The organism is Streptomyces sp. NPDC090499, from assembly GCF_044769305.1.
Classification (GTDB): domain Bacteria; phylum Actinomycetota; class Actinomycetes; order Streptomycetales; family Streptomycetaceae; genus Streptomyces.
In genome coordinates this window covers 104,496-127,956 of the sequence record NZ_JBIVXP010000018.1, presented here as the reverse complement: position 1 = coordinate 127,956, position 23,461 = coordinate 104,496, and the positions used below count along the sequence as shown (strand labels likewise).

The following is a 23,461-nucleotide window of genomic DNA, read 5'->3' as shown; positions in this document are numbered from 1 at the left end:
TCAGGTCACCTCCGATCGGCTGGGCAGCTCGGGCGTCGAAGCGGGTGCCGCCGCGGCAGGCGTCGCCAGCAGCGAGGCGGCCAGGGCCAGATGGAGCAGGTACGGCGAGGCGTCGCCGAGGCCGGCCTCGGTGTACGAGGCGATGGCGCAGTAGCTGATCAGGAAGATCGCGCAGGCCCGCTGCAGCGACGGCGGCCGCAGCAGCGCGACGCCGCCCAGCACGACGATGATCACCGCGACGAGGCCGACGCCGATCAGGCCCTGCTCGTTGTAGACGGCCAGCCAGCTGTTGTCGATCGGCAGCCCGCCGAAGGACTTGTCGCCCAGGCCGACGCCGAGGAGCTTCTCCGAGGTCGTCCGGGGTGCGGCGAGGAGGGCGTCCCAGACCTTGGCCCGGCCGGTGAGGCTGGAGAAGTTCTCCTTGCTCTGCCCGCGCAGGAACCACGTCTGCAGGGCGCCGGCGAACCCGACCGCGGCCACCGCACCGACCAGCACCGCCCAGCTGAAGAACCGGCGGGCGGCCGCGCTGGTCAGGATGAGCGAGCCGATCGCCAGCGCCAGCCCGAGGAGCAGGCCGAGCGTGGCCGTACGGGTGTGGGTCAGCGCGAGCAGCACGAAGGACGGCACGATGACCACCGCGGCGCTCCTGCGGTCGGTCCGGTGGCCCATGAGGAGCAGCACCGTGAGTCCGATGATCACCGCCGCGTACTGCCCGATCTGCGGCGGGGTGAGCGGCCACAGCGCACCGACCAGGCGGCCGCCGTAGAGGTCGGGCAGGGCCGCGCCGGGTGAGACGACGAGGCCGGCGGCGACCGAGCCGAGCACCGCGAAGTACGCCCGGACGTGGTAGCGGACGAACGTCAGGCTGCCGTCCCACCAGCGGCTGAGCAGCCACAGGGTGCCGACGAAGAGAGTCAGCCGGAAGCAGCGGAACAGCGCGCCGAACCCGGACTCCAGGTGGGCGCTGGAGAGCACGCTCGTCACCAGCAGCAGGGTGAGCAGGAGCAGGTAGGCGCTGGGCCGGATGCGCAGCCGGAGGTTGACCGCGAGCGCCAGCGCGAACGCGGCGACCAGGGCGCCCATGGTGACCATCTGGATGAGGGAGCGGGGCAGCGGGACGATGGTCTTCGCCCCTGCGGAGCCGAGCGTGTTGAGGACCAGCAGCCCCCAGACGACCCCGACGATCCTCGGGGTGCCGGCAGGGCTCGGTGGTCCGGCGCGGAACTGTGTCTCCATCTCAACCACCGGTCCCCGGGTCGAGGGTGCTGCCCGCGTCCTGCCGGTAGTCCGTGCCCTGCCACTCGTCGAAGTCGAGCACCCGGCTCGGGTCGTGGGCGACGAACTCCCACGGTCCGAGATAGACGTTGTCGTGCCAGCGGTTGTCCTGCTTGTGGGTGATCGCCTCGGCCACCTTCTCGCCCTTGTACGGCGACCAGTCCGGATAGGTGCCGTAGTTGGACAGCACCGCCATGCGGTCGCACATCTCGGTGCACTTGACCACGGACTCGTCGAGCACGAACCGGTTGCCGTGGATGTCGACCCGCTGGGTCTTCCACCGGCAGTCGGCGTAGAGCGGTGCCTTGTCGATCGCCGGCTTCGCGCAGCGGTCGGCGTTCTTCACCAGCAGCGTGCAGTCACCGGACGAGGTGTTGGCCGGACTGTTGCAGAACCGGTCGGCGTTCTCCCACAGGGTGATCCCGGACCAGTTGTTCTCGAACACGTTCCGGTAGATCTCGATCTTGTCGGTGCGGGCCCGGACCCGTGGCTCGCCGCCGGACTCGGACAGGTAGATCGTCGCGTAGGGGAAGTTGTCGCCGCGGTCGGCGTATCTGCGGCCGTCGAGCCAGTTGTTCCGCCGGATCGTGTTGTTCCGGATGACCGCGTTGTAGCTGGTCTCGTAGATCAGGGCAGCCCCGTCGTTGGCGTCGAGCACGTTGTTCTCGATGAGGAAGTCGTTGTTGTCGGTGTCGGCCCACAGTCCGGCCCCGTGGTTGCCGTGCACCCAGTTGCCGCGGATGTCCGCGCCGTCGACGGCCCAGAACTTGATGCCTCCGGTGCAGCCGCAGCCCTGCTGCCGCCGTTCCCAGTCGTCGGTGTTGTTGCCCACGATCTCGTTGTCCTCGACCACCAGGCCGCTGATCCCGCCGCCGCCCTTGTACGCGTTCATTCCGTACTGCCCGTTGTCACGCAGGCAGCTGGCGCGGACCCGCTGGCGGGCACCGGCCATCAGCCCCGCCCCGGAGTTGTCCTGGATCGTCGCGTGCTCGATCACCCACCCGTCGGCCGAGTCGTGGTTGACCACGCCCTCGTTCTGCGGCGCGACGAAGTGCTGCACGGTCAGGTAGCGGATGGTGACGTCGCGCGCGGTGCCCGCGAACGCGTACTGGTTCTTCTTCCCGCCGTCGAGCACCGCGCCCGGCGCACCGAGGTAGCGGTCCCCGGTCTTGGGGATCACCTGGGCGTAGCGGTCCGGGTCGAGCCGGTGCCTGCCCGGCCGGAGCCAGAACGTGGTGTCCGGCGGGCTGCTCCTGGTCTTCGCCGCCAGGTCGCCGACGACCGCGGGGTCGACCGTCACCGCACCCGCCGGCGCCTTCGCCGGACCGGCCGCCGGGTTGGCGCACACCCGGGCCACGGCGCGGGCCGCGGAGGTGGACGTGGACGGCGCGGCGGTCGGCTCCGCCGCCCCGGCGCGCGACGTGCTGTCGCAGCCGGTCGCCGTCAGCAGCAGGGCCAGCGCCAGCGGTGCCACCGCCGGCGCCCAGTGCCGCCTCTTGATCACCACGTGCCCCCTAGCCGCCGAACCTGAGCACGGTGGTGAACCCGCCCGCGCCGTCGGCGGGGCTGGTGCCGGTGCCGATCAGCGTCGTCGTGGGTTCCTTGCGCCCGAAGCCCGCGGAGTACCAGCCCAGCGGCGGGTCGGTCGCGCCGCGATGCGCCCGCCAGGAGAGCTGTTCGGGCAGGTCCAGTACGGCGGAACGTCCCTCGCCGTCCCGGATCCAGGTGAGCACCGCCCGGTTCCCGACCAGGTCCGCGGCGATCTCCGGACCGAGGTGGAACGCCAGCCGTACGGTCCGGCGCGGGCCGCGCACCTCGTCGACCAGCTTCAGCTCCTGGCTCGCGGCCGTCAGCTCCACCCGGCGGCGGTGCACGGAGCCCTGGTACCCGTCGTGCTCGGCACTCCAGCCGGCCGTCCCCGAGTCGGAGGTGTCCACGGCCAGGACGCGGGTGCGGGCCTGCCGGGTCCACAGGAACGGGCCGCCGGAGACGGACTGGTCGGTGCCGTCCAGCTGCAGCGTGTTGTGACCCAGGGTCGACCGGAAGTACTGCCGCCACGCGGGCTGCCCGTGGTAGCAGTACGTCCCCGGGTCGGCGAGCACGTCGACCCCGTCGTGCCGGACCTCCACGGACAGCGCGTCCGCGTGGGCGTGCGCGGCGATGGACAGGAAGCCGTGCGGACCGCCGTCGCAGCGGCACCAGATCTCTCCCGGACCGCGCAGGATCGTCATGCCCGCGTCGGCGAAGTGCGCGGGCCGGTCCGCCGGGCGGGTCACGGACGGTTCGGTGGGCTTGACGAGCGCGGCCAGCAGCGGGGTGCGGACGTCGGTGCCGGTCACCTCCGGCCACCAGTCGAGCCGGCCGAACACGGCGGCGCCGGTGGCGAGGAGCGAGGCCCAGCGGTCGGTGCCCGCGCCGTCCACGACCAGGCCGTGTCCGTCGTCCGCGTCTCCCTGGCGCGGCGGCCGCAGCCGGTTGTCCACGACGGCCGCAAGCGCGTCCGTCATCCGCAGCAGCACCAGCCGGACGGACGGGGGGACCCGCACGCCCGCGGCATCCGCTTCGGCGAGCGCGGCCAGGCCGAGCTCCAGCACGAGTCCGTGGTACTCGCTGGCCAGCTCGCGGTTGACACCGGAGGCGAAGGTGTTGCTCCGCAGGTGCCGCTCCAGCGACCGCAGCGCGTCGGCCCGCCAGCGCGCCGAGGCGGGGAACCAGCCGAACGCGCAGGCCGCGGCGAACTGCCCGGCGGCCTCGGCGATCACGTGGTTGTTCGCGGACGACCCCCGGCTGGGGAAGGCGGCCAGCCAGCGCTGGTGGTGCCAGACCTGGTTCAGCGCCACCGGGTTCTCCTCGAACAGCCCGGCCGCGCCCGGCCAGTCGTCGAGCAGCCGGCGGATCCACACCCAGGACAGCAGCCGGATGCCCAGTTCGATGCCGCTGATCCAGTGCACGCCCCGCAGCGGCGGGTTGGCCGTCCACCAGGACCGCAGGTGCTCGGCCACGCGCTCGGCGTACCGCTCGTTCCCGGTGACCGCGTAGGCCGCGGCGAGCACGGTGAGGTACTGGTGCCGGGACAGCTCCCAGATCTGCTTGATGTCCCCGGCCGCGTCCTCGTCGCGGTACGGCACGTCGAAGGCGTAGCCCCAGGGTGCCCGGCGCCCGGTCTTCGGGTCGTACCACCAGTCGGGGTCGGTGAGGTCGTCGCGGACCACCCCGAAGAACTCGACGTGCCCGAACATCAGCCGGTCGGCCTCGGCGACGAGACGCTTCGCGGCGTCCGGCGGCACTGCGGCGAGCGTCCCGGCGGGCAGGACGGCGGTGAACCGGGCGCCGGTGACCTCCGGGCAGTCCGGCCGGGCGGACCGCCACCGGCGTCTGCGCACCGTGTCGCCCGCCCGGCCCGCGATCTCCCGCGGCCCCATCCGGGACAGGCGCCGCAGGTACCAGCCCGCGCTCATGGTCATCGGGCCCGCTCCAGCGTCACGGGCGCACCGGCGGCCAGGGCACTGCGCACCGCGAGGGTGGCCGCCGTCGTCGCGACCAGCGACTCCAGCGGCACCGGCATCGGCCCGCCGGTCCGCACGGCCTTGACGAACGCGGCCAGTTCGGCGTTCTGGCCCTTGTCGCGGGCCTTCGGCAGCCGCGAACTGAGCCAGCGGCTGCGGCCGTACACCGAGGCGCGCACGAAGTCGTCGAGCTTGAGCACCTTGCCGTCGGCGAGGAGGTCCAGCGTCTCCTTGGGGAAGCCCGGCGCGCCGGTGGTGACGTAGCTGATGGTGGCCGTGGACCCGTCCGGGTAGCGGAGTACGACCTGGAGGTCCTCGTTGCCGGACGGGGCGACCGCGTACACCGAGACCGGGTCGGCGTCGAGCAGCCAGCTCGCGGTGTCGACGAAGTGGCCGCCCTCGCCCTCGAACCGCGAGCCCTCGGTGCCCTGGCGGAGGTACCAGCTGCCGTGCTGCAGCCGGCCCGCGTTGACCAGGTAGCGCAGGTTGGCCGGTCCGGTCCGGGCGCCGAAGCGCTGCTTGGCCTCGGTCAGCAGCGGTGCGAACCGACGGTTGAAGCCCACCTGGAGGCGGTCGTTGCCGGACTCCTCCACCGCCGCGAGGACGCCTGCCAGTTCGTCCTCGGTGAGGGCCAGGGGCTTCTCCACGAACACCGTCTTGCCGGCCAGCAGCGCCTTGCGGGTCAGCTCGGCGTGCGAGCTGTGCCGGGTGACCACGAACACCGCGTCGACCGACTTGTCGCCGAGCACGGCGTCCAGGTCGGTGGTCGCCTCGGCGAAGCCGAACTTGCGCTGTGCGTTGGCCGCGGAGAGCGCCGTCGTGGTGACGACGGTCGACAGCTCGACGCCGTCGCGCCGGGCCAGGTGCGGCAGCAGCATCGACGTCGCGTAGTTCCCCGCGCCGACGAACGCGACGCGCACCGGTGCGGCGGCGGACCGGGCCGGGGCGGACGCGTCCCCGCTGCGGCGCACCGCGGGCACGGCCACCGACAGCGTCCGGACCGCCTCTCCTGCCTCCCCCGTCTCCCCCGCCTCGGCTTCGTCCGGCTGGTCGGGGTAGCGGAACAGCACGGCCACGGCCTTCAGCTCGCCGTCCTTGAGGCGCCGGTACGTCTCGACCGCGTCCGCGAAGTCGGCGACGTGGGAGACCAGGGGCTCCACGTCGACCCGGCCGCGGGCGACCAGGTCGAGGAAGCACGCGAGGTTGCGGCGCTCGGTCCAGCGCACGTAGCCGATCGGGTAGTCGCGTCCCTCCAGTTCGTACTCCGGGTCGTAGCGACCGGGGCCGTAGGACCGCGAGAACCGGACGTCGAGCTCCTTCTCGTAGTACGCGTTCCACGGCAGGTCCAGGCGGCACTTGCCGATGTCGACGACCCGGCCGCGGTCCCGGCAGAGCCGGGCGGCCAGCTCGACGGGCTGGTTGCTGCCGCCGCCGGCGGCCAGGTACACCTGGTCCACGCCGTGCCCGTCGGTGAGTTCGGCGACGGCGGCCTCCACGGCCGCCGACGCGGGGTCGCCGCAGGCCACCGCGCCCAGGCTTTCGGCGAGTTCGCAGCGCGCCGGGTCGGGGTCGGCGCCGACGACGCGGACCCCGGAGGCCGTGAGGAGCTGGGCCACCAGCTGCCCGATCAGGCCGAGGCCGATGACCAGGGCCACCTCGCCGAGCTGCGGCTCGCCCTGGCGGACGCCCTGCATCGCGATCGACCCGACGGTCCCGAAGGCGGCGTGGGCCGGTGCGAGGCCGTCCGGCACCGGGGTGTAGAGGTTCTTCGGCACCCAGTTCAACTCGGCGTGCAGCGCGTGCTCGTTGCCGGCGCAGGCCACGAGGTCCCCGGCCTTCACGTCGTCGATGCCGGCGCCGACCTGCTCGACCACCCCGCACAGCGAGTAGCCCAGCGGCGTGTAGGAGTCCAGTTTGCCCATCACCTTGCGGTACGTGGCGGGCAGCCCGTTGGTGGCCACGCTCTGCATGACCTTGGCCACCTGGTCGGGGCGGGAGCGGGCCTTGCCCAGCATCGACATGCCGGCCTCGGAGACCTTCATCAGCTCGGTGCCGGTGGAGATCAGCGAGTAGGCGCTGCGGACCAGCACCCCGCCCGGCTTGCACCCCGGCACCGGAACGTCGAGCACCGCCAGCTCGCCGCTCTTGTAGTTCTGTACGACCTGTTTCACCGAAGTCCCCTGATTCCTAAGCCGTCAGCCGAGTGCGCTGGCCGGACCCGGAGGTCGCGTCGCGATACCAGTACTCGAGGGTCAGTACGTGCCACAGATGTTTCGAGTTGTCCCGCTGCCCGGCGGCGTCCTCGGCGACGAGCCGCTGCAGTGCCTCACGGCGCAGGAACCCGGAGCGGACGAGTTCGCCGTCGTCGACCACCTCGCGCACCAGCGGTGCCAGGTCCCGGCTCATCCAGGCCCGCAGCGGGGCGCTGAACAGGCCCTTGGGCCGGTACACGATCTCCCGGGGCAGGACCGAGGTGGCCGCCTCCTTGAGGACGGCCTTGCCCTGCCGCCCGACGATCTTGCGGTCGCCGGGCACCGCGAACGCCGCCTTGACCACCTCGACGTCCACGTACGGCACGCGCACCTCGGTGGAGGCGGCCATGCTGGAGCGGTCGGTGTACGTGAGGTTCAGGCCCGGCAGGAACATCCGGGCGTCGGTGAGGCACATGCGGTTGACGAAGTCGTCGAGGCCGTTGTCCGCGTAGACGTCCGCGTGCTCCGTCAGCACGTCCTCGACCGTCCCGGCCAGGCCGGGATCGAGCAGCGCGAGCAGCTCGTCCCGGTCGTACATGGTGTAGCTGCGCCGGAAGGCGGTCTCCTCCGGCAGGTCGGCGAAGGAGAGGAACCGCTTCGCGAAGCGCACCGACCGGTAGCCGCGGCGGCTGGTCGCGACCGGCAGCCGGTCCACGGCCGCGGACACCCCGCGCCGCAGGGGCCGCGGGACGCGCTGGTAGCGCAGCGCGATCAGGTTGGCCAGGTGCTTGCGGTACCCGGCGAACAGTTCGTCCGCGCCCATCCCGGAGAGCATCACCTTCACCCCGGCCTCGCGTGCGGCCGTGCAGATCAGGTAGGTGTTGATCGCGGCGGGGTCGCCGATCGGCTCGTCCAGGTGGTACGTCATCTGCGGCAGCAGGTCGAGGACGTTCGGCGCGATCTCGATCTCGTGCAGGTCGACGCCGAACCGCTCGGCCACCTGCCGGGCGTAGCGAAGGTCGTCCGGCATCGCCTCGAACTTCGCGTCCTCGGCGCGGAACCCGATCGTGTAGGCGGAGATCCCCGGCTGGTGACGGGCCGCCAGCGCGGTCAGGTAGCTGGAGTCGAGGCCGCCGGAGAGGAAGGTCGCCACGGGTACGTCGGAGAGCAGGTGGCGCCGCGTCGACTCCTCGACGATCGCGGCCAGGTCCGGCCGCTCACCGGCCAGGGCCCGCTCCCGGCCCTCCGCGGCGACGTCCTTCAGGTTCCAGAACCGGCCGCGCTCCACCCGCCCGTCGGGCCGGCAGCGCAGCCAGCTCCCGGGCGGCAGCTTCTCGGCCTCGCGGAACGCGCACCGCGAGTCCGGCACCCAGTAGTACAGCAGCGAGGCCACCAGCGCCGCGTCGTCCACCTGCAGCGACCGGCCGGTGGCGACGGAGAGCGCCTTGAGCTCGGAGGCGAACACCAGGCCGCCGCCGCGCCGGAGCAGGAACAGCGGCTTGATGCCGAGCTGGTCGCGGGCGAGCACCAGGTCGCCGGTGCGTTCGTCGAAGATCCCGAAGGCGAACATGCCGCGCAGCCGGGGCAGGCAGTCCGTGCCCCAGCGCCGCCATGCCTCCAGGAGCACCTCGGTGTCGGAGGTGCCGCGGAAGCGCACTCCGCCGGCTTCCAGCTCGGCCCGGAGTTCGGGCGCGTTGTACAGCTCGCCGTTGTACGTCAGGACGAGGCCGTCCGAGGCCATCGGCTGGGCGCCGGTGTCGGACAGGTCGATGATGGCCAGCCTGCGGTGCCCGAGGTGGACCTCGCCGTCGCCCACGGGGTGGCTGTAGCGGCCCGACCCGTCCGGACCGCGGTGGGCGAGGGTGTCGGTGAGCCGGTCGGTCACGATCTTTCCGTCCGGCCAGCGGTAGGTACCTGCGATGCCGCACATGTGCTACCGCGCCTCCTGGTCGTTGTCCGGGCCCCGGACGGCCCACACCGGCTGCCGCTCCGCCCGCCGCCGGCCCTCCCCCACGGCCTGAACGGCGTGGGAGGTACCCGCACCCGACTGCGGAGCCGGGCGCTCGCTCCGGCCGCGCAGTGCGGTCTGCAGTCCGTCCCACAGGGTGCCGTCGGTCCGGTCCCGCGGATCGGGGTCGATCAGCACCACACCGATCACCGGGATGCGCTGGTCCGCGAGCTGCCGGGCCACGGTGTGCAGCCAGGCGGCGCTGCCGTGTCCGGCCCGGACCACGAGCACGGTCTGGGTGCCGAGGTACTGGAGGTCGGTCCACGCCGTGCCCGGCGCCACCGAGCCGACGCCGACAGCGCGCTCCTGGGGAGACACGGACGCGGCGTGCTCGGCGCCGACCACGGTGGGGTCGCCCGGCTTCTGGCGGCGGCCGGCCAGCTGCGGGCGGGGCAGTGCGTCGACGACGGTCACCGGCCCCTCCGCCGCCAGGTTCCTGGCGAGGTCCAGGGCGATCACGCCCGTGGCGCGCGCGCAGCCCAGTTCCAGCAGCGACACCGGTTCCGTGGAGCCGCGCAGGGTGCGGGCCAGGGACGCGGCGAGCCGTTCGCGGGCCAGCCGGGTCCGGCGGCGCTGCCAGGGCCGGCCCGGCCGGCGCGGCAGCTCCGCGATGACGGAAGCACCCAGGTTCGCCGCGATGTCGCGGCGCAGCACGGGGCGGTCCGCCACCACCGTGCCGACCGCGGCCCCCGCGAGCCCGAGGAAGAGCCCGAGGACGAGGCCGATCGCGCCGTCGGTGGCGACGGCCTTGGGCACCGAGTGGCGCAGCGCGCGCGGGGTGTCCACGATCTGCGTGCCGGCGACGACCTGGGGTGCGCCGGTCCGCGCGTCCGCCGCACGCTCGTCGAAGTCGGAGATGCGCGAGTTGAGTTCGGCGCGGCGGGCGAAGAGCGACTCGAGGGTCGCCGAGGCCTTCGGGTCGCTGTCCGCCGACTGGCCCCCGATCTCCTTGTTGACCTGGGCGAGTTCGTCCCGCATGCGGTCCCGCTGGTCGAGCAGGGCCTGGGCCTCGGCCTGCGCGGTCCGCTGCATGCGCTGCACGTGGTCCGTGACGAACGCGTCGGCCAGCGCCCTGGCGCGGGCCACCGCCTGGGCGTCGGTGTCGCCGGTCACGGTGATCTGCAGCAGGTTGTTGGTCAGGCCGGTGCCCCGGTAGTCCTTCAGGAAGTCCTCCGGTTTCGCCGTGGACTTGAGGGATCGCAGGGCCTTGTCGGCGATCTGCGTGGTCTGCAGCAGCTGGACGTCGGTACGGATCAGGGTTCCGGTGTCGTTCGGCTGGTCCGCTTCGTGCGCGACCAGCACTTCGGTCACGGCGGTCGGCGCCGGGGGCATGGCGACCGCCAGCCCGGAGCCCGCCACCAGGCCGAGGAACGCCGTCGCGTACCAGAGGCGGCGGCGCCTGCGCACCGCCACCACCAGGGCCTGCAGGTCGACAAGCGGAGTGGCGGCCGACGACTCCGCGGTCGTGCTGGTGGTCACGCTGAACCTCCTGTGGCCTGGCCGCGAACCGCGAGGGCGAGAGTGGCGTCGTCCGGAGGCAGGCCGGCGGGCCGCGTCTCACGGGCGCGGACGGGGTCGGCGACGACGATGCCGAGGACCTCGTGCCGGCCGTCCGCGCACGCCTCGGCGACACCGGCGAGTTCCTCCGCGGTCCAGCTGCCGGCGCTGAGGACGACGAGCGCGCCGGACTCGGTGTCGCGGTCCGGCACGATCGGCCGGTCCACGGAGACCTCCACGATCCGCAGCTGCGGATCGGCCTTGGCCTCGGCGACGAGCTGTCCGGCGGCCCGGCGGGCGATCGCGTCGCCGTCCGGTACGACCACCAGCAGCCGCCGGGGGGAGGGCAGTTGGTCCCGGAGGCGGGCGCAGACCCGGCGGTAGCGGATCCGCCGGGCGGCCTCGTCGTCGGACCTCGGCGGGGTCGGCAGGTCCCACCGGGTGTCGGTCCCGAGGAGGCGGCGGATCCAGCCGCGCCGGGCGCCGTCTTCGGGGCGGTGCGCGCCGCGCCCCGGGTCGGGCACCTCCACGGTGCCGAGGAGTGCCGCGCCCAGCGCCGCGGTGAGCTCCGGTTCGGTGCGCAGCCGGCGGTTCGTCCGGGCGGCGGCGAGGTGGCCGACGACCGCGAACAGGAAGAACAGCAGCGCTCCCGCACCGATGAACTGCACGCGCGTCGGAGGCGCCTGGCCGGTCGGCCGGGCCGCCGGGCCCATGACGACCATGCCGGCCTTGTTGGTCGCCGGGTCGGCCTCGTCGAGCTTGGTCATGGCCTCCTCCAGCGAGGTGCTCAGCTTCTCCAGCTCGGTCCGGGCCTGCACACCCTCGACGGTCTGCCCCGGATCGGACGCGTCGGCCAGCTCGGTGATACGGCGGTTGGTCTCCTCGACCTGCTTGCGCAGCGCCTCGGCCTCGGTGGCCGCCGCGGAGTCGGTGCCGCCGCCCGCGACCCGTGCGGCGAACTTGACGAACTGCGCGGCCACCTGGTCGGAGAGCTGCTGCGCGCGCTGCGGGGTGTCGGCCGTGCCCGAGATCTTGATGATGTTCCCGTCGGCGGCCGAGGCGGTCACCCGGTTCCGCAGTTCGGCGGCGCTGACGTCCCGCCAGTTCAGTGCGGCGGCCGCGCGGTCGACCACCGTCGAACTGGTCGCGATGTCCACCTGGGTCAGCAGCTCGCGCTCTTCCCACTGTCCCGGCAGCAGCACCGATGCCGACGTCGTGTACCGCGGTGGGAACACCACCGAGGCGCCGTAGCCGACGAGCGCGCCCACGACGGCGAGGACGGCGAGAAACCGCCAGCGCCGGCGGAATATCCGCCCGATGGTGACCAGACGTATCGATTCCTCGCTCAACTGCGCTGCCTCTTCTTTCTTGTTCGAACCTGATCGGCCGCCGGCACCGGGGTGTGGTCACGGCAGGCGGCGGTGTAGGCAGCAAGCAGCGACGCCTGCGAGTTGCGCCAGGAGAGCGGCCCGCTGACCCGCTCCTGGCCGATCCTGCCCATCCGGGCCCGCTGGTCCGGGTCGTCGAGGAGCTTCGCGACGAGCACGGCGAACTCGCTCTCGTCGTCGGCGGCCGCGTAGACGGCGGCCTCCCCGGCGGAGACGCGGGCCTCCTTCAGGTCGAACGAGACGATCGGCCGGCCCATCGCCATGTACTCCAGGACCTTGTTCATGGTCGACACGTCGTTGAGCGGGTTGCACGGGTCGGGAGAGAGGCAGACGTCCGCGGTGGAGAGGTAGCGCACCAGGTCGGCGTCCGGGATGCGGCCGGTGAACTGCACCTGGTCGTCGAGCCCGAGCCGCCGGGACAGCTCCACCATCGCGTCGAAGGCGTCGCCGGAGCCGACGAACACCGCGTGCCAGTCGGTCCGGCCGAGGTCGTCGCGGAGCTTGGCGAGGGCCCGCAGGGCGTAGTCGACGCCGTCCTGGGGTCCCATCACGCCCAGGTAGCACAGCAGATGAGGCTTGCCTCGCTTCAACTCCGGCTCGGGCGGCACCGGTCGGAACCGTTCGACGGCGGGTGCGCTGCGCACCACGAAGACGTCCTCGGGGCGCCGGCCACCGCGGCGTACCGCGACGTCGCGGTAGCTCTCGTTGGTGGCGAGGACGATGTCCGCGGCCTGGTAGGTCCGCCGTTCCAGAGCGCAGACGGCGCGGTAGAGCAGGTCCTTGCCGCGGTCGAACCGGGACAGGTAAAGCTCGGGTACCAGGTCGTGCTGGTCGAAGACGAACCGTGCGCCGCGCCGCTTCAGCCACAGCGCCGGCAGGAACAGCAGGTCGGGCGGGTTGCAGGCGTGGACCACGTCGACCGGGCCGACCCTGCGGGCCAGCCGGGCCGTGTGCCAGAGCGCCGACCCGTACTCCTTCAGGTAGCCGGCCGGGCCTCCGGTGGCGGCGCGCAGCGGGTAGCGGTGGATCCGCACCCCGTCGATCACCGCCTCCGGTTCGGTGTCGCGCTTGCTGCCCTGCGGACAGATGACGTGCACCGTCCAGCCCGCGTCGCGCAGCGTCGTGCACTCCTGCCACACCCGCCGGTCGAACGGCACCGACAGGTTCTCCACGAGGATCAGCGCGCGCCGGCCGGAGCCGGCGGCGCCGGTTGCGTTACCAGGCAAGGCCCACGTACCCCGGTTCGGTCCGGCGCGTCTCGGCGTCGGGAAGGCGGACGAGGTCGACGATCACGGGTCCTTCGCCGTGCGGCAGCGCCGCCGTCACGGCGGGCTCCCTGGTCCCGACCAGGCAGACCTCGGCGTGGTCGAGCACCTCCTCGACGGAGTCCGCGAGCAGCTGCGCGAGGTGCGGCAGCCGGGTCTCGATGTACTCGCGGTTCGCGCCGATCAGCCGGGACAGGCTCACGTTGGCGTCGTAGATCCTGATGTCGTAGCCCTTGCCGAAGAGCCGCTCCGCCAGCTCGACGAGCGGGCTTTCACGGAGGTCGTCGGTGCCGGGTTTGAAGGACAGCCCGAACATCCCCACCCGGCGTTTCCCGGTGCGTTCGACCAGGTCCACCGCGCGCTGCAGGTGGTCGGAGTTGGAGGTCAGCACGTGGGCGAGGATGGGGACCGAGACGTCGGCCCGCTGGGCCGCGTGGACCAGGCTGCGCAGGTCCTTGGGCAGGCAGGAGCCACCGAAGGCGAAGCCGGGGCGCAGGTAGGCGGGGCTGATGTTCAGCTTGCGGTCGGCCAGGAACACGTCCATCACCTGGTGCGAGTCCACCCCGAGCGCCTGGCAGACCGCGCCCAGCTCGTTGGCGAAGCCGATCTTGAGGCCGTGGAACGCGTTGTCCGCGTACTTGATCGCCTCGGCCGTCGGCACCGGCACCCGGAACACCTCGCCGGGCAGGCCCTGGTACAGCTCAAGGACCGCGTCGCCGCTGGCCGGATCCAGTTCGCCGACGACGGTCTTGGGCGGGTCGAAGAAGTCCCGCACGCTCGTGCCCTCGCGCAGGAACTCCGGGTTGACGGCGACCCCGAAGTCGACCCCGGCCGTGCCGCCGGTGTGCTTCTCCAGGATCGGCACCAGCAGGTTCAGGCAGGTGCCCGGGAGCATGGTGCTGCGGAAGACGACGGTCTGCCACCCGCCCCGCTCGGCCAGCGCGGCGCCGATCTGCTCGGTGACCCGTTCCAGGTACGTGGTGCACAGGCTGCCGTTGGGCTCCGACGGCGTGCCCACGCACACCAGCGAGACATCGCTGTTCATGATCGCCTCGCGGACGTCGCCGGTGGCGCGCAGGGCCCCGGTCCGCACGGCCTCGGCGAGGAGTTCGCCGATACGTTCCTCCACCACCGGAGCCTTGCCGTCGTTGACCAGGTCGACCTTCACCTGGTTGACGTCCACCCCGATGACCTCGTGGCCCATGCCGGCCAGGCACGCGGCTGATACGCAGCCCACGTAGCCGAGCCCGAAGACGCTGACTCTCATGTCTGGTCCCTCCCCCCAGGCAGGCCCTTGTGGCCTGCGGTCCGCGCGTCGGCCTGCCGACGCCCCCCGCGCATCAGTAGGCCCCCTGCCCGTGGAGCACCGCCCGCATCGTCTTCCACAAGATCACCGTGTCGAGGGCGAGCGACCAGTCCTCCACGTAGCGCAGGTCGAGGCGGACCGCCTCCTCCCACGGCAGGTCGCTGCGTCCGCTGATCTGCCACAGGCCGGTGAGTCCGGGCTTCACCAGCAACCGCCGCCGGATGTCCGGGTCGTACGCGGCACACTCCTCCGGCAGCGGGGGCCGCGGGCCGACGAGCGACATCGCTCCGGTGAGCACGTTGAAGAGCTGCGGGAGTTCGTCGATCGAGTACCGGCGCAGTACGGCTCCGACCCGGGTCACCCGCGGGTCCCGGCGGACCTTGAACAGCAGCCCCGCGCCCTCGTCGCGGTCGGCCAACTCGGCGCGGGCCCGGTGCGCCCCGACGACCATGGTGCGGAACTTGAGAATCGTGAACTCGCGGCCGTCCTTGCCGACCCGGCGCTGGCGGTAGAAGGCCCCGCCCCGGCTGTCGGCCAGCACGAGCAGTGCGACGGACGCCATCAGCGGCGCGAACAGCATCAGCAGGACCGCCGCGCCCACCCGGTCGACGACTTCCTTGATGGCCCGGCGGCCTCCGGTGAAGGTCGGCAGGCTGACCCGCAGCAGCGGTATCCCGAGCACCGCGTCGACGTGCAGCCGTGGGCCGGCCACCTCCATCAGCACCGGGGCCACGACCATTTCGGCGTCGCTGCCTTCGAGGTTCCAGGCCAGCCGCTGCAGCCGGTCCGGAGTCCAGTACGGGTCCGGGGTGACCGCGACGACCCGGTAGCCGTCGTGGCGGACGTGCTTGGCGACGTCCGCCAGTCCGCCGACCACCGGCACGCCGTCCAGTTCGTCACCGTCGAGTCCGCGGCCGTCCGTGGTGCACACCGCCTGCACCCGCCAGCCGATGTGCGGGAACTTGCGGGTCCGGGTGATCAGGTCGCCCACGGTGGCCGGGCTGCCGGCGGCGAGCACCGGTCTCAGGCACCGCCCGTCCTTGCGCCGTCTGTGCAGATCGAGACGGAGCAGGTACCGGGCGGTCATCGTGACGAGCCCGATCGCGGGAATCGCGACGAAGATCCAGAGTTTGATGTTGCGTGAGGTGAGGGCGATCCCGCCGAGCGCCAGGACGACGGTCGCCGCGAACAGCGAGCGTCCGAGCCGGCGGAATTCCTCGGCGCCCTGGCCGAGCACGGCCGGTGCCCACGAGCGGCCGACCACGAGAGCCGACAGCACCAGCAGTTCGGTGCCGAAGGCGAGAATCCCCCATTTCTCATGCCAGTTGGCCGCGTCCCGGCCCCCGAAGAACTCTCCGATGCCCGCCACCACGATGGCCGTGGCGACGGTATCGCTGATGATCACGGTACGTCGGTACCGCTGTTCCCATTCGATCGCCGGTCTGTTGACCGGCCCGTCCGCCGGACGCCTGCGCGCCGGCGGGAACGGGCCGACTAGTCCCCCCTGCCGCACAGAAACCCCCCGGTCCCCAGTGGTTCGACATGGTGCCCTGACACCGTTCCTCCCCCCGGGAGGCCCCCGCCTCCCGTACGCTTCCGCCCCCGGGAGGCCCCCCGGCTCCCCGCGCCGCGCTGTTCCTCCGACGGACGGCCCCCGCCCTCCGCGTATGACATCCCGGCTACTTCAGCGCTGCTTGTACGACCCGCCCGTGCCGCGGCGGACCTGCCTGCCCTGCCGGGCTTGCGAGGCGCATGGGAAGCCGTCGGAACCGCGAGTGCTCCCCGCACTCGAAGTCCCTCCCGGGCCCCAGGAGTTGATCACCGCCGCGTCCGGCGGCACGCACGCGGCCACCGGCCGCACGTATCGCCTGACCCATAGATCATCATTTGTCGCCCCGTGTCCCAGCATGCGAAGCACGGTCAATCTAGACCATCCGGGCCCGTCTGAAGAGAGGGCTGTGTGGAATTTGTGCTCGCTATTTGAAGACGGGTCAACGGACATGCGACTGACCACGGGCACCTCGGCGACCGGCGACGTTCCGCGTGACCTGCGAAGACGGGAGTTCTCCGGCCACCGGTACCGGCGGAAAACCCGAAGCGCCCCGGCCCGGCCAACTGGCCTGCTTTCGCGGCCTCTTCGGCGGATTCCTGTCGGTTGAGCACCGGTCGGCGGCGGTGCGGCAGGCGGACGACGGCACCCGGGAAGGGATCTTCACACCTCTCCCGGCACGAGCGCACGCCGAGGACGGCCCCGATCGGGTCCGCACCGGACATCGCGCCCAGCCTCCCCGAATCCGGGACCCGGACCGAACGCGGATCGTCTCGGCTCTCACCGTGGCACCTCTGCCCAACTCGCGAGTCCCGTATGCGCCGTTGCGGCAACAGCCGCACGGGGCGCAGAGTCAACTTCGCTCCTGATCGAACCAGTTTCCGTCGCTCAAACGATCTGACGGCGCAGCTGATCGGCCAGCATGCGTCAGACCCGGAGAACGCCGTCCCGGCGCCGCTTCCGCCCACCTACGGTCCCTGCATCGGGCGGGCCGGCGACCGCTGGTCCGTCGCCATCCGCATGCGAAGGGGAGGCGCCAGTATGGCGAGCGTGGAAGTGTCGCTGAAGGAGATGATGGCCGGGGTGGAGGGGGCGCTGGGAGCCGCGGTCGTCGACTACACCAGCGGCATGGCCCTGGGGACACTGGGCGGGGGCAAGGACCTCGATCTGACCGTCGCGGCGGCCGGGAACACGGACGTCATCCGGGCCAAGGTGCGCACGATGGGCGAGCTGGGCCTCAAGAGCCGGATCGAGGACATCCTGATCACACTGGAGAAGCAGTATCACCTCATCCGTCTGATCACCGGCCGCAGCGGGAACGGCCTGTTCCTCTACCTGGTGCTCGACAAGGGGCGCTCGAACCTCGCCATGGCCCGTCACCAGCTGAAGCGGGTCGAGGAAGAACTCGAGGTCTAGCGATTCCCCGGGTTCCGGGACTTCGTGCGCCCATGATGTGAAAACTTCTTCAAGTGACCACATCAGCATGATCCCAACTCATGTCTGCGCACGGCCCCGGACGGCAAGGATCGGCCGCACAGGGCCAGTGCGGCGGTGTCGCAAGGCGCCGCCGCACCTCGGCGCCCCCACCCGTCCCGGCAGAGAGCGAGCGGTCATGCAAGTCCCCCTCTACCAGGCCAAGGCGGACTTCTTCCGCATGCTCGGGCACCCCGTACGGATCAGGGTCCTGGAACTGCTCCAGCACGGGCCCGTTCCGGTACGGGACCTGCTCGCCGACATCGAGATCGAGCCGTCCAGCCTCTCCCAGCAACTGGCCGTGCTGCGCCGCTCCGGCATCGTGGTCTCCACCCGGGAGGGCTCCACCGTCCGCTACGCACTGGCCGGCGGGGACGTCGCCGAACTCCTGCGCGCGGCCCGTCGTATCCTCACCGAACTCCTCGACGGGCAGAACGTCCTCCTCGCCGAACTGCGCCAGGCCGACGCGTCCGCTGCGCCGATGTCCACGAGCGGCCGCGGCTGACCGCCGCCTCCAGCTCCGGCTCCGGCTCCGGCTCCGGCTCCGGCTCCGAGGAGCGCCGTCACGCCCGGGCCGGCGCGCCGCCCTCGTACGCCGCCCGCAGCACGGTGCGCGCGTCGTCGGTCGTGACCGGCCTCGGGTTGGCGTACGGCTGCCCGGCGACCTGGGCGGCGACGACCGCCAAGTCCGCTTCCTTCAGGCCAAGTTCGGCGAGGGAGCCGGGTGCGCCCAGCCGGGCCGCGAGTTCCCTGAGGGCCGCCGGGGCGCCGTCCGCGCCGAGGGCCCGGGCGACGGCGGCGACCGCGTCCGGGGCGGCGGGCGCGTTGAAGGCGAGGGCGTACGGCAGGACGACGGTGTGGGTCTCGGCGTGCGGCAGGCCGAAGGTGCCGCCGAGGACATGGCACAGCTTGTGGTGCAGGCCCCTGGTGGTGGCGCCGAGGCAGGCCCCGCACAGCCAGGCGCCGTACAGGGCACGGGAGCGGGCCGGTACGGCGTCCGGGGCCGCGGCGATCTCCGGCAGCGCGCCGGCCAGCGCCCGCACGCCCTCCTCTGCCATGAGCGCGACGAGCGGCGAGCCGTCGGGAGCGTACAGCGCCTCGACGGCGTGGGCGACGGCGTTGATCCCGCTCACCACCGAGAGCCGGACGGGCAGGGAGTGGGTGAGTTCGGGGTCGTGGACGACGCTGCGCGGCAGCACGACGGGGTCGCGGCCGGTGCGTTTGACGCCGTGCTCGGTCAGGCCCCAGGCCGGGGTCATCTCGGAGCCCGCGTAGGTGGAGGGCACGGCGATCAGCGGGAGTCCGGTGCGCAGCGCGACGGCCTTGCCGAGGCCGATGGCCGAGCCGCCGCCGACGGCCACGCAACCGTCGGCGCCCGCGGCCCGGGCCGCCTCGACCCCCCGGGTCGGCGACCTCCACGGGGACGTGCATCCGGGCACCCGTGCGGAGGCCCGCGCAGGCGTCCCCCAGCGAGTCGGCGACCGCCCGCGCCGCCGCCGCGCCCCGCTCGCCGCTGAGCACGAGGAGCCGCCGCAGACCGAGGTGCCGGGCCTCCTCTGCCGGTGCGGTGAACGCGGCCCCGGGCCGGAACACCACGCGGGAGGGACGGGTCTCGTACGCGAAGTCCAAGAGGTTCACGAGCGCTCCAGGACGAGGTCGAAGCGGGCGTGCCGGAACGGGTTCGGCACGCCGTACTCCGCGGCCAGGGCGGGGTCGTCGGCCGGGGTGAAGTCCTTGACGAGGCTCTCCTTGACGGCGAACACCGCGTCGGAGTCCAGGTACTCCCCGCCCGCGACGAAGACATGCGTGGTGACCGGCGCGTGCCCCGCGGCCGAGACGATGAAGTGGATGTGGGCGGGGCGGTAGGGGTGCCGTCCGGAGGCCTTGAGGAGAGCGCCGACCGGGCCGTCCGTCGGGATCGGGTAGGCGCTCGGCACACAGGTGCGGAACCGGAAGCGGCCCTCGCCGTCGGCGGTGAACAGGCCGCGGCCGTTGCCCGCCGGCTGGACGTCGGGCTGCTGCACGTCGTAGAAGCCGTGCGGGTCGGCCTGCCACACGTCCAGGACCGCGCCCGGCAGCGGGGTGCCGTCGGCGGAGCGGACGACGCCGCTGATCACGCAGGGTTCACCAACCCCCACCAGGTCGATGCCGGCGCCGAGTTCGCGGACCGGGGACTCCGTCATGTGGAAGGGGCCGAGGACGGTCGACTCGGTGCTACCGGGGTCGCTGTGTCCGTTGACCGTCTCGACCAGCATCGACAGGCCCAGGACGTCGGAGAGCAGGATGAACTCCTGCCGGGTGTCCGTGCAGGTCCGCCCGGCCTCGGTGAGGAACGCGATCGCCGCCTCCCACTCGCGCCGGGTCAGCCGGGTCTCGCGCGTGAAGGCGTGCAGCTGGCGGATCAGCGCGACGAGCAGCTCGCGCAGCCGGGGGTCGTCGGTGCCCCGCAGGCTGTCCACGGCCTCCGCGGTGACCGCGTCTTCGGTGGTCATGCCGGCTCCTTGCCCGGAGGAACAGTGACTTTGAGTGATCGTAAACCCGTTCACCGTTCAAGGAACCGTATCCACGCGCGCGTCTACTTGATGAGCGCGTTGGCCACCACCACGATCACTCCGAGCAGCGCGTCCAGCGTGCCGATCAGCACGGCCGCCGGCCAGCTCCGGTGCGACGAGCGGGCGGTGACGAGGCCGAGGCCGAACAGGATGACGATGTTCAGGACGAACGCCGGGTACTCGACGCCCTTCGGCGGCCACCAGCCCCAGCCGGCGCCCGCGAGCAGGAAGACCGTGGGCAGCACGGCCGTGACCAGCGGCCACTCGTCGGCGAGGGTGTGCAGCGCGTCCCAGCGCCGGTGCGGGGCCCGCTCGGCGATGTAGTGGGCGTAGCCGTGCGCCAGGGCGGAGGCGCAGGCGGTGACCAGGAGCCACAGGGCGTCGTAGCGGCGGCTGGCCGCGGAGGTGTGCCCGTACTGGGTGAGCGCGGCCACCATCGAGCAGGCCAGCACGGCGCCGTAGACCCCGCCGAACAGGACCGCCTCGCGGGTGTCGTGCGCGCGCGGCTCCGGCGCGGCCGCCGTGGAGTCAGCCATGTCCTCCACGATCACCCGGGCCGGACCCGGCCGCCACCGGGCACCGGCCCGACGAAGTGTCCTCCCACCAGGCCGGATGCCGCACATCCTGTCCACGCCCGGGACACCGGTGGGCTCGCTAGGGTCGCCGTATGACGACGCACAGTTTCGCCCTGCACATCCCCGACGCCGTACTCGAACCCGACCCGCTCGACCCGGCGCAGATCGTCTCCGGCACCCCCGAGGTCACCGGCAGGGTGGTCTGGGAGTCGGCCGACGGGAAGCAGGTCCGCGGGATCTGGCAGATCACCCCGGGGGTGGTCACCGACACCGAGGCGGACGAGCTGTTCGTGGTGGTCAGCGGCTCGGCGACCATCGAGGTCGAGGGCGGGGCGACGTTCACCGTGGGCCCCGGCGACATGGCCGTACTGCGCGCGGGCGACCGCACCACCTGGACGGTGCACCAGACGCTGCGCAAGGCGTACGCGATCAGCCTGTGAGCGCCGTCGGCGCGTCGTGAGCGCGCTCAGCGACTCGTGGCGGCCGGCATGTTGTAGGGCGTGACCACCTGGATCGCCGACGGCAGGGTCGGGCCGGCCGGGGGCAGTGCGCCCTGGGCGCGCATCACCAGGTGGCAGGCCTCGCGCATGTCCTGGCGCAGGTCGTGGTGGAGGACGGCGGACAGCCGGTGTTCGCGCAGCAGCCGGGTGTTGTCGTGGTCGAGGTCGTGGGCGATGAACACGGCGCACTCGCGGTCCAGATCGGCGAAGGCGCGCAGGGTGGCGATGTTGCCGCCGCCGATCGAGTAGACGGCGCGGATCTCCGGGTCGCGCTCCAGGGCGGCGCGGACCAGGTCGTACTGGGTGGCGTCGAGCCCCTGCCCCTCGGCGATCTCCACCAGGGTGCGCTCGGGGTGCCGGGCCCGCATGGCGCTGCGGAAGCCCATCTCGCGCTCCTCCTCGTTGCGGAAGAAGCCGCTGCTCAGGCTGGTGAGGACGTTGCCGGGCCGGTCGCCGAGCCACTGGCCCGTCAGGTAGGCGGCGGTGGCGCCGGCGGCCCGGTTGTCACTGCCGACGTAGGCCAGCCGGCCGCTGGCGGGCAGGTCGGTGACGAGGGTGACGACCGGGATGCCGGCCGACCTGAGCCGCCCGACGGCGGCGGTGATCTCGGGGACGTCGGGCGCCTTGAGGATCACGCCCTGCGAGCCGCGGCGGGCTATCCGGTCCAGGGTCCGCACCAGCTCCTTCACCGGCCCGGTCTCCCGGAAGTGGAACCGGGAGCGCACCACCGCCGGGTGCAGGGCCGGCAGCTCGGCCTCCAGCGCGCCCCGCACGGCCGTGGTGAACCGCTCCGGCGCCTGCATCACGATGTCGACCATGAAGGTGCGGCCGACCAGCCGGACCTGGGTGCGCTGCCGGTCCAGATCGGCGATGGCCCGCTCCACCTCGCGGGCGGTGCTCTCCCGGACCCCGCCCCTGTCGTTCAGCACCCGGTCCACGGTGGCCTCGCTGAGCCCGGCCTGCCGGGCGATCTCACGGATGGGGAAGGGGTGGCCCACGGGCTGCCTCCATGAGGGGTTTTTGACGGGTCGCTGCTGGTTGTTCGACGGGTTTGTGCTGACAAGAATGGCAGAGCCCCGCCGTGGCCGAGACCATGGCCGTGACCGAAAGCAGGACATCGATGTCCCTCGCCGCCGAACAGGGCCGTGCCTGGCTCTCGCCGCAGGACTGCGACCTCGACGCCTTCCGTGCCCTGGTCGAGCGGACCACGGACCCGGCCTCCTATCCGCACGCCTCGGCCGTCGAGGACAACGTCCTCGTCTACGACAGCGAACGGCTGCGCGCCACGGGCGCGGGCCGCGAGGTACGGACCGAGCTCGTCCGCGCCCTGGCCGACGGTCCCGGCGTCGCCGTCTTCAGGGGCGCGTTCCCGGACCCGGCGGTGGTCGACCGGGCCACCGCGGTCTTCGAGGCGCTCATCTCGGAGCAGCACGAGTCCGGTGCGGGGGCCGGCGACCACTTCGCGACGCCCGGCGCCAACGAACGGGTGTGGAACGCCCTGGAGAAAGCGGCGCTCTACGACCCGGAGGCGTTCGCCGACTACTACGCCAACGACGTCGTGGCCCTGGTCTCCCGGGCCTGGCTGGGCCCCGGCTACCAGATCACCTCGCAGGTCAACGTGGTCAACCCGGGCGGCGCGGCGCAGACCGCGCACCGCGACTACCACCTCGGCTTCCTCTCCGACGAGCAGGCCGGGGCCTACCCGGCCCATGTGCACCGCCTCTCCCCCGTGCTCACCCTCCAGGGCGCGGTCGCGCACTGCGACATGCCGGTGGAGTCGGGGCCGACGATGTACCTGCCGTACTCGCAGACCTACGAGCCCGGCTACCTGGCCTGGCGGCGGCCGGAGTTCCAGGAGTACTTCAGGGCCCGCCACGTGCAGCTGCCGCTCGCGAAGGGCGACGCGGTGTTCTTCAACCCGGCGGTGTTCCACGCGGCCGGCACCAACCGGACCCTCGACGTGCGCCGGACGGCCAACCTGCTGCAGGTGTCCTCGGCGTTCGGGCGGGCCATGGAGAGCGTGGACCGGGAGGCGGTGGCCAACGCGGTCTACCCGGTGCTGCGCCGGCGCCTGGCGGAGGGGGCGGGCGAGGCGTGGCTGGAGCACGTCATCGCCGCGAGCGCCGAGGGCTACCCGTTCCCTACCAACCTCGACAGCGACCCGCCGGTCGACGGCATGGCCCCGCCCTCGCAGGCGGACCTCGTGCGGCGGGCACTGCGGGAGGGGTGGGCGCCGCGGGTGCTGCGGGACGGGTTGCGGGCCGCAGCGGCTCGCCGGGAGAGCTAGGGGCCGACAGGCCGGAGGTCGTCCGCGGGTTCGTGGTGGCTGGTCGCGCCCGCGCGGCGGCAGCCGCATGTCGATACCGCCCCGCGCC

General features: G+C 72.6%; 17 protein-coding genes and 1 pseudogene. 4 read left to right on the top strand and 14 right to left on the bottom strand.

The features are described from left to right. The 10 genes from ACIQVL_RS41235 to ACIQVL_RS41190 form a co-directional block, all read right to left on the bottom strand. Complete coding sequence (locus ACIQVL_RS41235) at nt 1-1,236, bottom strand: O-antigen ligase domain-containing protein (RefSeq protein ID WP_403478012.1); 1,236 nt, start codon at nt 1,234-1,236, stop codon at nt 1-3. A gap of 1 nt (nt 1,237) precedes the next feature. Continuing rightward, a complete protein-coding gene (locus ACIQVL_RS41230; RefSeq protein ID WP_403478011.1) occupies nt 1,238-2,782 on the bottom strand; it encodes a right-handed parallel beta-helix repeat-containing protein in 1,545 nt (514 codons plus the stop codon). A gap of 7 nt (nt 2,783-2,789) precedes the next feature. Then, nucleotides 2,790-4,739, bottom strand: a complete 1,950-nt coding sequence (locus tag ACIQVL_RS41225; protein ID WP_403478010.1) for an alginate lyase family protein — start codon at nt 4,737-4,739, stop codon at nt 2,790-2,792. Next, entirely contained in the window at nt 4,736-6,952 is a 2,217-nt protein-coding gene (locus ACIQVL_RS41220; protein ID WP_403435857.1) for a bi-domain-containing oxidoreductase, read from the bottom strand. The genes ACIQVL_RS41225 and ACIQVL_RS41220 overlap by 4 nt, the downstream gene beginning before the upstream one ends. Nucleotides 6,953-6,968: 16 nt before the next feature. Then, nucleotides 6,969-8,903 carry an asparagine synthase (glutamine-hydrolyzing) gene (asnB, locus tag ACIQVL_RS41215; RefSeq protein ID WP_403478009.1) on the bottom strand — a complete coding sequence of 645 codons (1,935 nt, stop codon included), beginning with the start codon at nt 8,901-8,903 and terminating at the stop codon, nt 6,969-6,971. A gap of 3 nt (nt 8,904-8,906) precedes the next feature. Then, the gene (locus ACIQVL_RS41210) at nt 8,907-10,460 is read right to left on the bottom strand and encodes a Wzz/FepE/Etk N-terminal domain-containing protein (protein WP_403435854.1); all 1,554 of its coding nucleotides are present in this window, start codon (nt 10,458-10,460) and stop codon (nt 8,907-8,909) included. Then, nucleotides 10,457-11,827 (bottom strand): Wzz/FepE/Etk N-terminal domain-containing protein, encoded by a 1,371-nt coding sequence (locus tag ACIQVL_RS41205; RefSeq protein ID WP_403478008.1) that lies wholly within the window; start codon nt 11,825-11,827, stop codon nt 10,457-10,459. Before ACIQVL_RS41205 ends, ACIQVL_RS41210 begins: the two co-directional genes overlap by 4 nt. Further along, entirely contained in the window at nt 11,824-13,092 is a 1,269-nt protein-coding gene (locus ACIQVL_RS41200) for a glycosyltransferase family 4 protein (RefSeq protein ID WP_403435850.1), read from the bottom strand. The genes ACIQVL_RS41205 and ACIQVL_RS41200 overlap by 4 nt, the downstream gene beginning before the upstream one ends. After that, nucleotides 13,082-14,398 (bottom strand): nucleotide sugar dehydrogenase, encoded by a 1,317-nt coding sequence (locus ACIQVL_RS41195; protein WP_403478007.1) that lies wholly within the window; start codon nt 14,396-14,398, stop codon nt 13,082-13,084. Before ACIQVL_RS41195 ends, ACIQVL_RS41200 begins: the two co-directional genes overlap by 11 nt. A gap of 73 nt (nt 14,399-14,471) precedes the next feature. Beyond that, the gene (locus tag ACIQVL_RS41190) at nt 14,472-15,950 is read right to left on the bottom strand and encodes a sugar transferase (protein WP_403435847.1); all 1,479 of its coding nucleotides are present in this window, start codon (nt 15,948-15,950) and stop codon (nt 14,472-14,474) included. 1,077 nt (nt 15,951-17,027) lie between these two features. Between ACIQVL_RS41190 and ACIQVL_RS41185 the strand changes: the two genes are divergently transcribed. Both ACIQVL_RS41185 and ACIQVL_RS41180 read left to right on the top strand, forming a co-directional pair. Beyond that, nucleotides 17,028-17,402 carry a hypothetical protein gene (locus ACIQVL_RS41185; protein ID WP_351485866.1) on the top strand — a complete coding sequence of 125 codons (375 nt, stop codon included), beginning with the start codon at nt 17,028-17,030 and terminating at the stop codon, nt 17,400-17,402. Nucleotides 17,403-17,598: 196 nt separating this feature from the next. Continuing rightward, nucleotides 17,599-17,964 (top strand): ArsR/SmtB family transcription factor, encoded by a 366-nt coding sequence (locus ACIQVL_RS41180; protein WP_403435845.1) that lies wholly within the window; start codon nt 17,599-17,601, stop codon nt 17,962-17,964. Between the two features lie 58 nt (nt 17,965-18,022). Here ACIQVL_RS41180 and ACIQVL_RS41175 read toward each other — a convergent pair. From ACIQVL_RS41175 to ACIQVL_RS41165, 3 genes and pseudogenes are all read right to left on the bottom strand, one after another. After that, nucleotides 18,023-19,088: pseudogene (locus ACIQVL_RS41175) on the bottom strand (maleylacetate reductase). 5 nt (nt 19,089-19,093) lie between these two features. After that, complete coding sequence (locus ACIQVL_RS41170; RefSeq protein ID WP_403478006.1) at nt 19,094-19,951, bottom strand: dioxygenase; 858 nt, start codon at nt 19,949-19,951, stop codon at nt 19,094-19,096. Nucleotides 19,952-20,034: 83 nt separating this feature from the next. Continuing rightward, on the bottom strand, nt 20,035-20,547 hold the full coding sequence (locus ACIQVL_RS41165) for a hypothetical protein (protein WP_403435841.1): 513 nt from the start codon (nt 20,545-20,547) through the stop codon (nt 20,035-20,037). Between the two features lie 131 nt (nt 20,548-20,678). Between ACIQVL_RS41165 and ACIQVL_RS41160 the strand changes: the two genes are divergently transcribed. Then, entirely contained in the window at nt 20,679-21,026 is a 348-nt protein-coding gene (locus tag ACIQVL_RS41160; RefSeq protein WP_403435840.1) for a cupin domain-containing protein, read from the top strand. A 26-nt stretch (nt 21,027-21,052) separates the two neighbouring features. Here the strand turns inward: ACIQVL_RS41160 and ACIQVL_RS41155 are convergent, their stop codons facing one another. Further along, entirely contained in the window at nt 21,053-22,084 is a 1,032-nt protein-coding gene (locus ACIQVL_RS41155; protein ID WP_403478005.1) for a LacI family DNA-binding transcriptional regulator, read from the bottom strand. Nucleotides 22,085-22,206: 122 nt separating this feature from the next. Here ACIQVL_RS41155 and ACIQVL_RS41150 point away from each other — a divergent pair, with 122 nt between their 5' ends. Then, nucleotides 22,207-23,373, top strand: a complete 1,167-nt coding sequence (locus tag ACIQVL_RS41150; protein WP_403478065.1) for a phytanoyl-CoA dioxygenase family protein — start codon at nt 22,207-22,209, stop codon at nt 23,371-23,373. The last annotated feature ends 88 nt before the right edge of the window (nt 23,374-23,461 follow it).

Coding starts and splice junctions, on each gene's coding strand:
- ACIQVL_RS41150 (WP_403478065.1), top strand. CDS start 22,207: ATGTCCCTCGCCGCCGAACAGGGCCGTGCCTGGCTCTCGCCGCAGGAC.
- ACIQVL_RS41160 (WP_403435840.1), top strand. CDS start 20,679: ATGACGACGCACAGTTTCGCCCTGCACATCCCCGACGCCGTACTCGAA.
- ACIQVL_RS41180 (WP_403435845.1), top strand. CDS start 17,599: ATGCAAGTCCCCCTCTACCAGGCCAAGGCGGACTTCTTCCGCATGCTC.
- ACIQVL_RS41185 (WP_351485866.1), top strand. CDS start 17,028: ATGGCGAGCGTGGAAGTGTCGCTGAAGGAGATGATGGCCGGGGTGGAG.
- ACIQVL_RS41195 (WP_403478007.1), bottom strand. CDS start 14,398: ATGAGAGTCAGCGTCTTCGGGCTCGGCTACGTGGGCTGCGTATCAGCC.
- asnB (WP_403478009.1), bottom strand. CDS start 8,903: ATGTGCGGCATCGCAGGTACCTACCGCTGGCCGGACGGAAAGATCGTG.
- ACIQVL_RS41165 (WP_403435841.1), bottom strand. CDS start 20,547: ATGGCTGACTCCACGGCGGCCGCGCCGGAGCCGCGCGCGCACGACACC.
- ACIQVL_RS41170 (WP_403478006.1), bottom strand. CDS start 19,951: ATGACCACCGAAGACGCGGTCACCGCGGAGGCCGTGGACAGCCTGCGG.
- ACIQVL_RS41235 (WP_403478012.1), bottom strand. CDS start 1,236: ATGGAGACACAGTTCCGCGCCGGACCACCGAGCCCTGCCGGCACCCCG.
- ACIQVL_RS41225 (WP_403478010.1), bottom strand. CDS start 4,739: ATGACCATGAGCGCGGGCTGGTACCTGCGGCGCCTGTCCCGGATGGGG.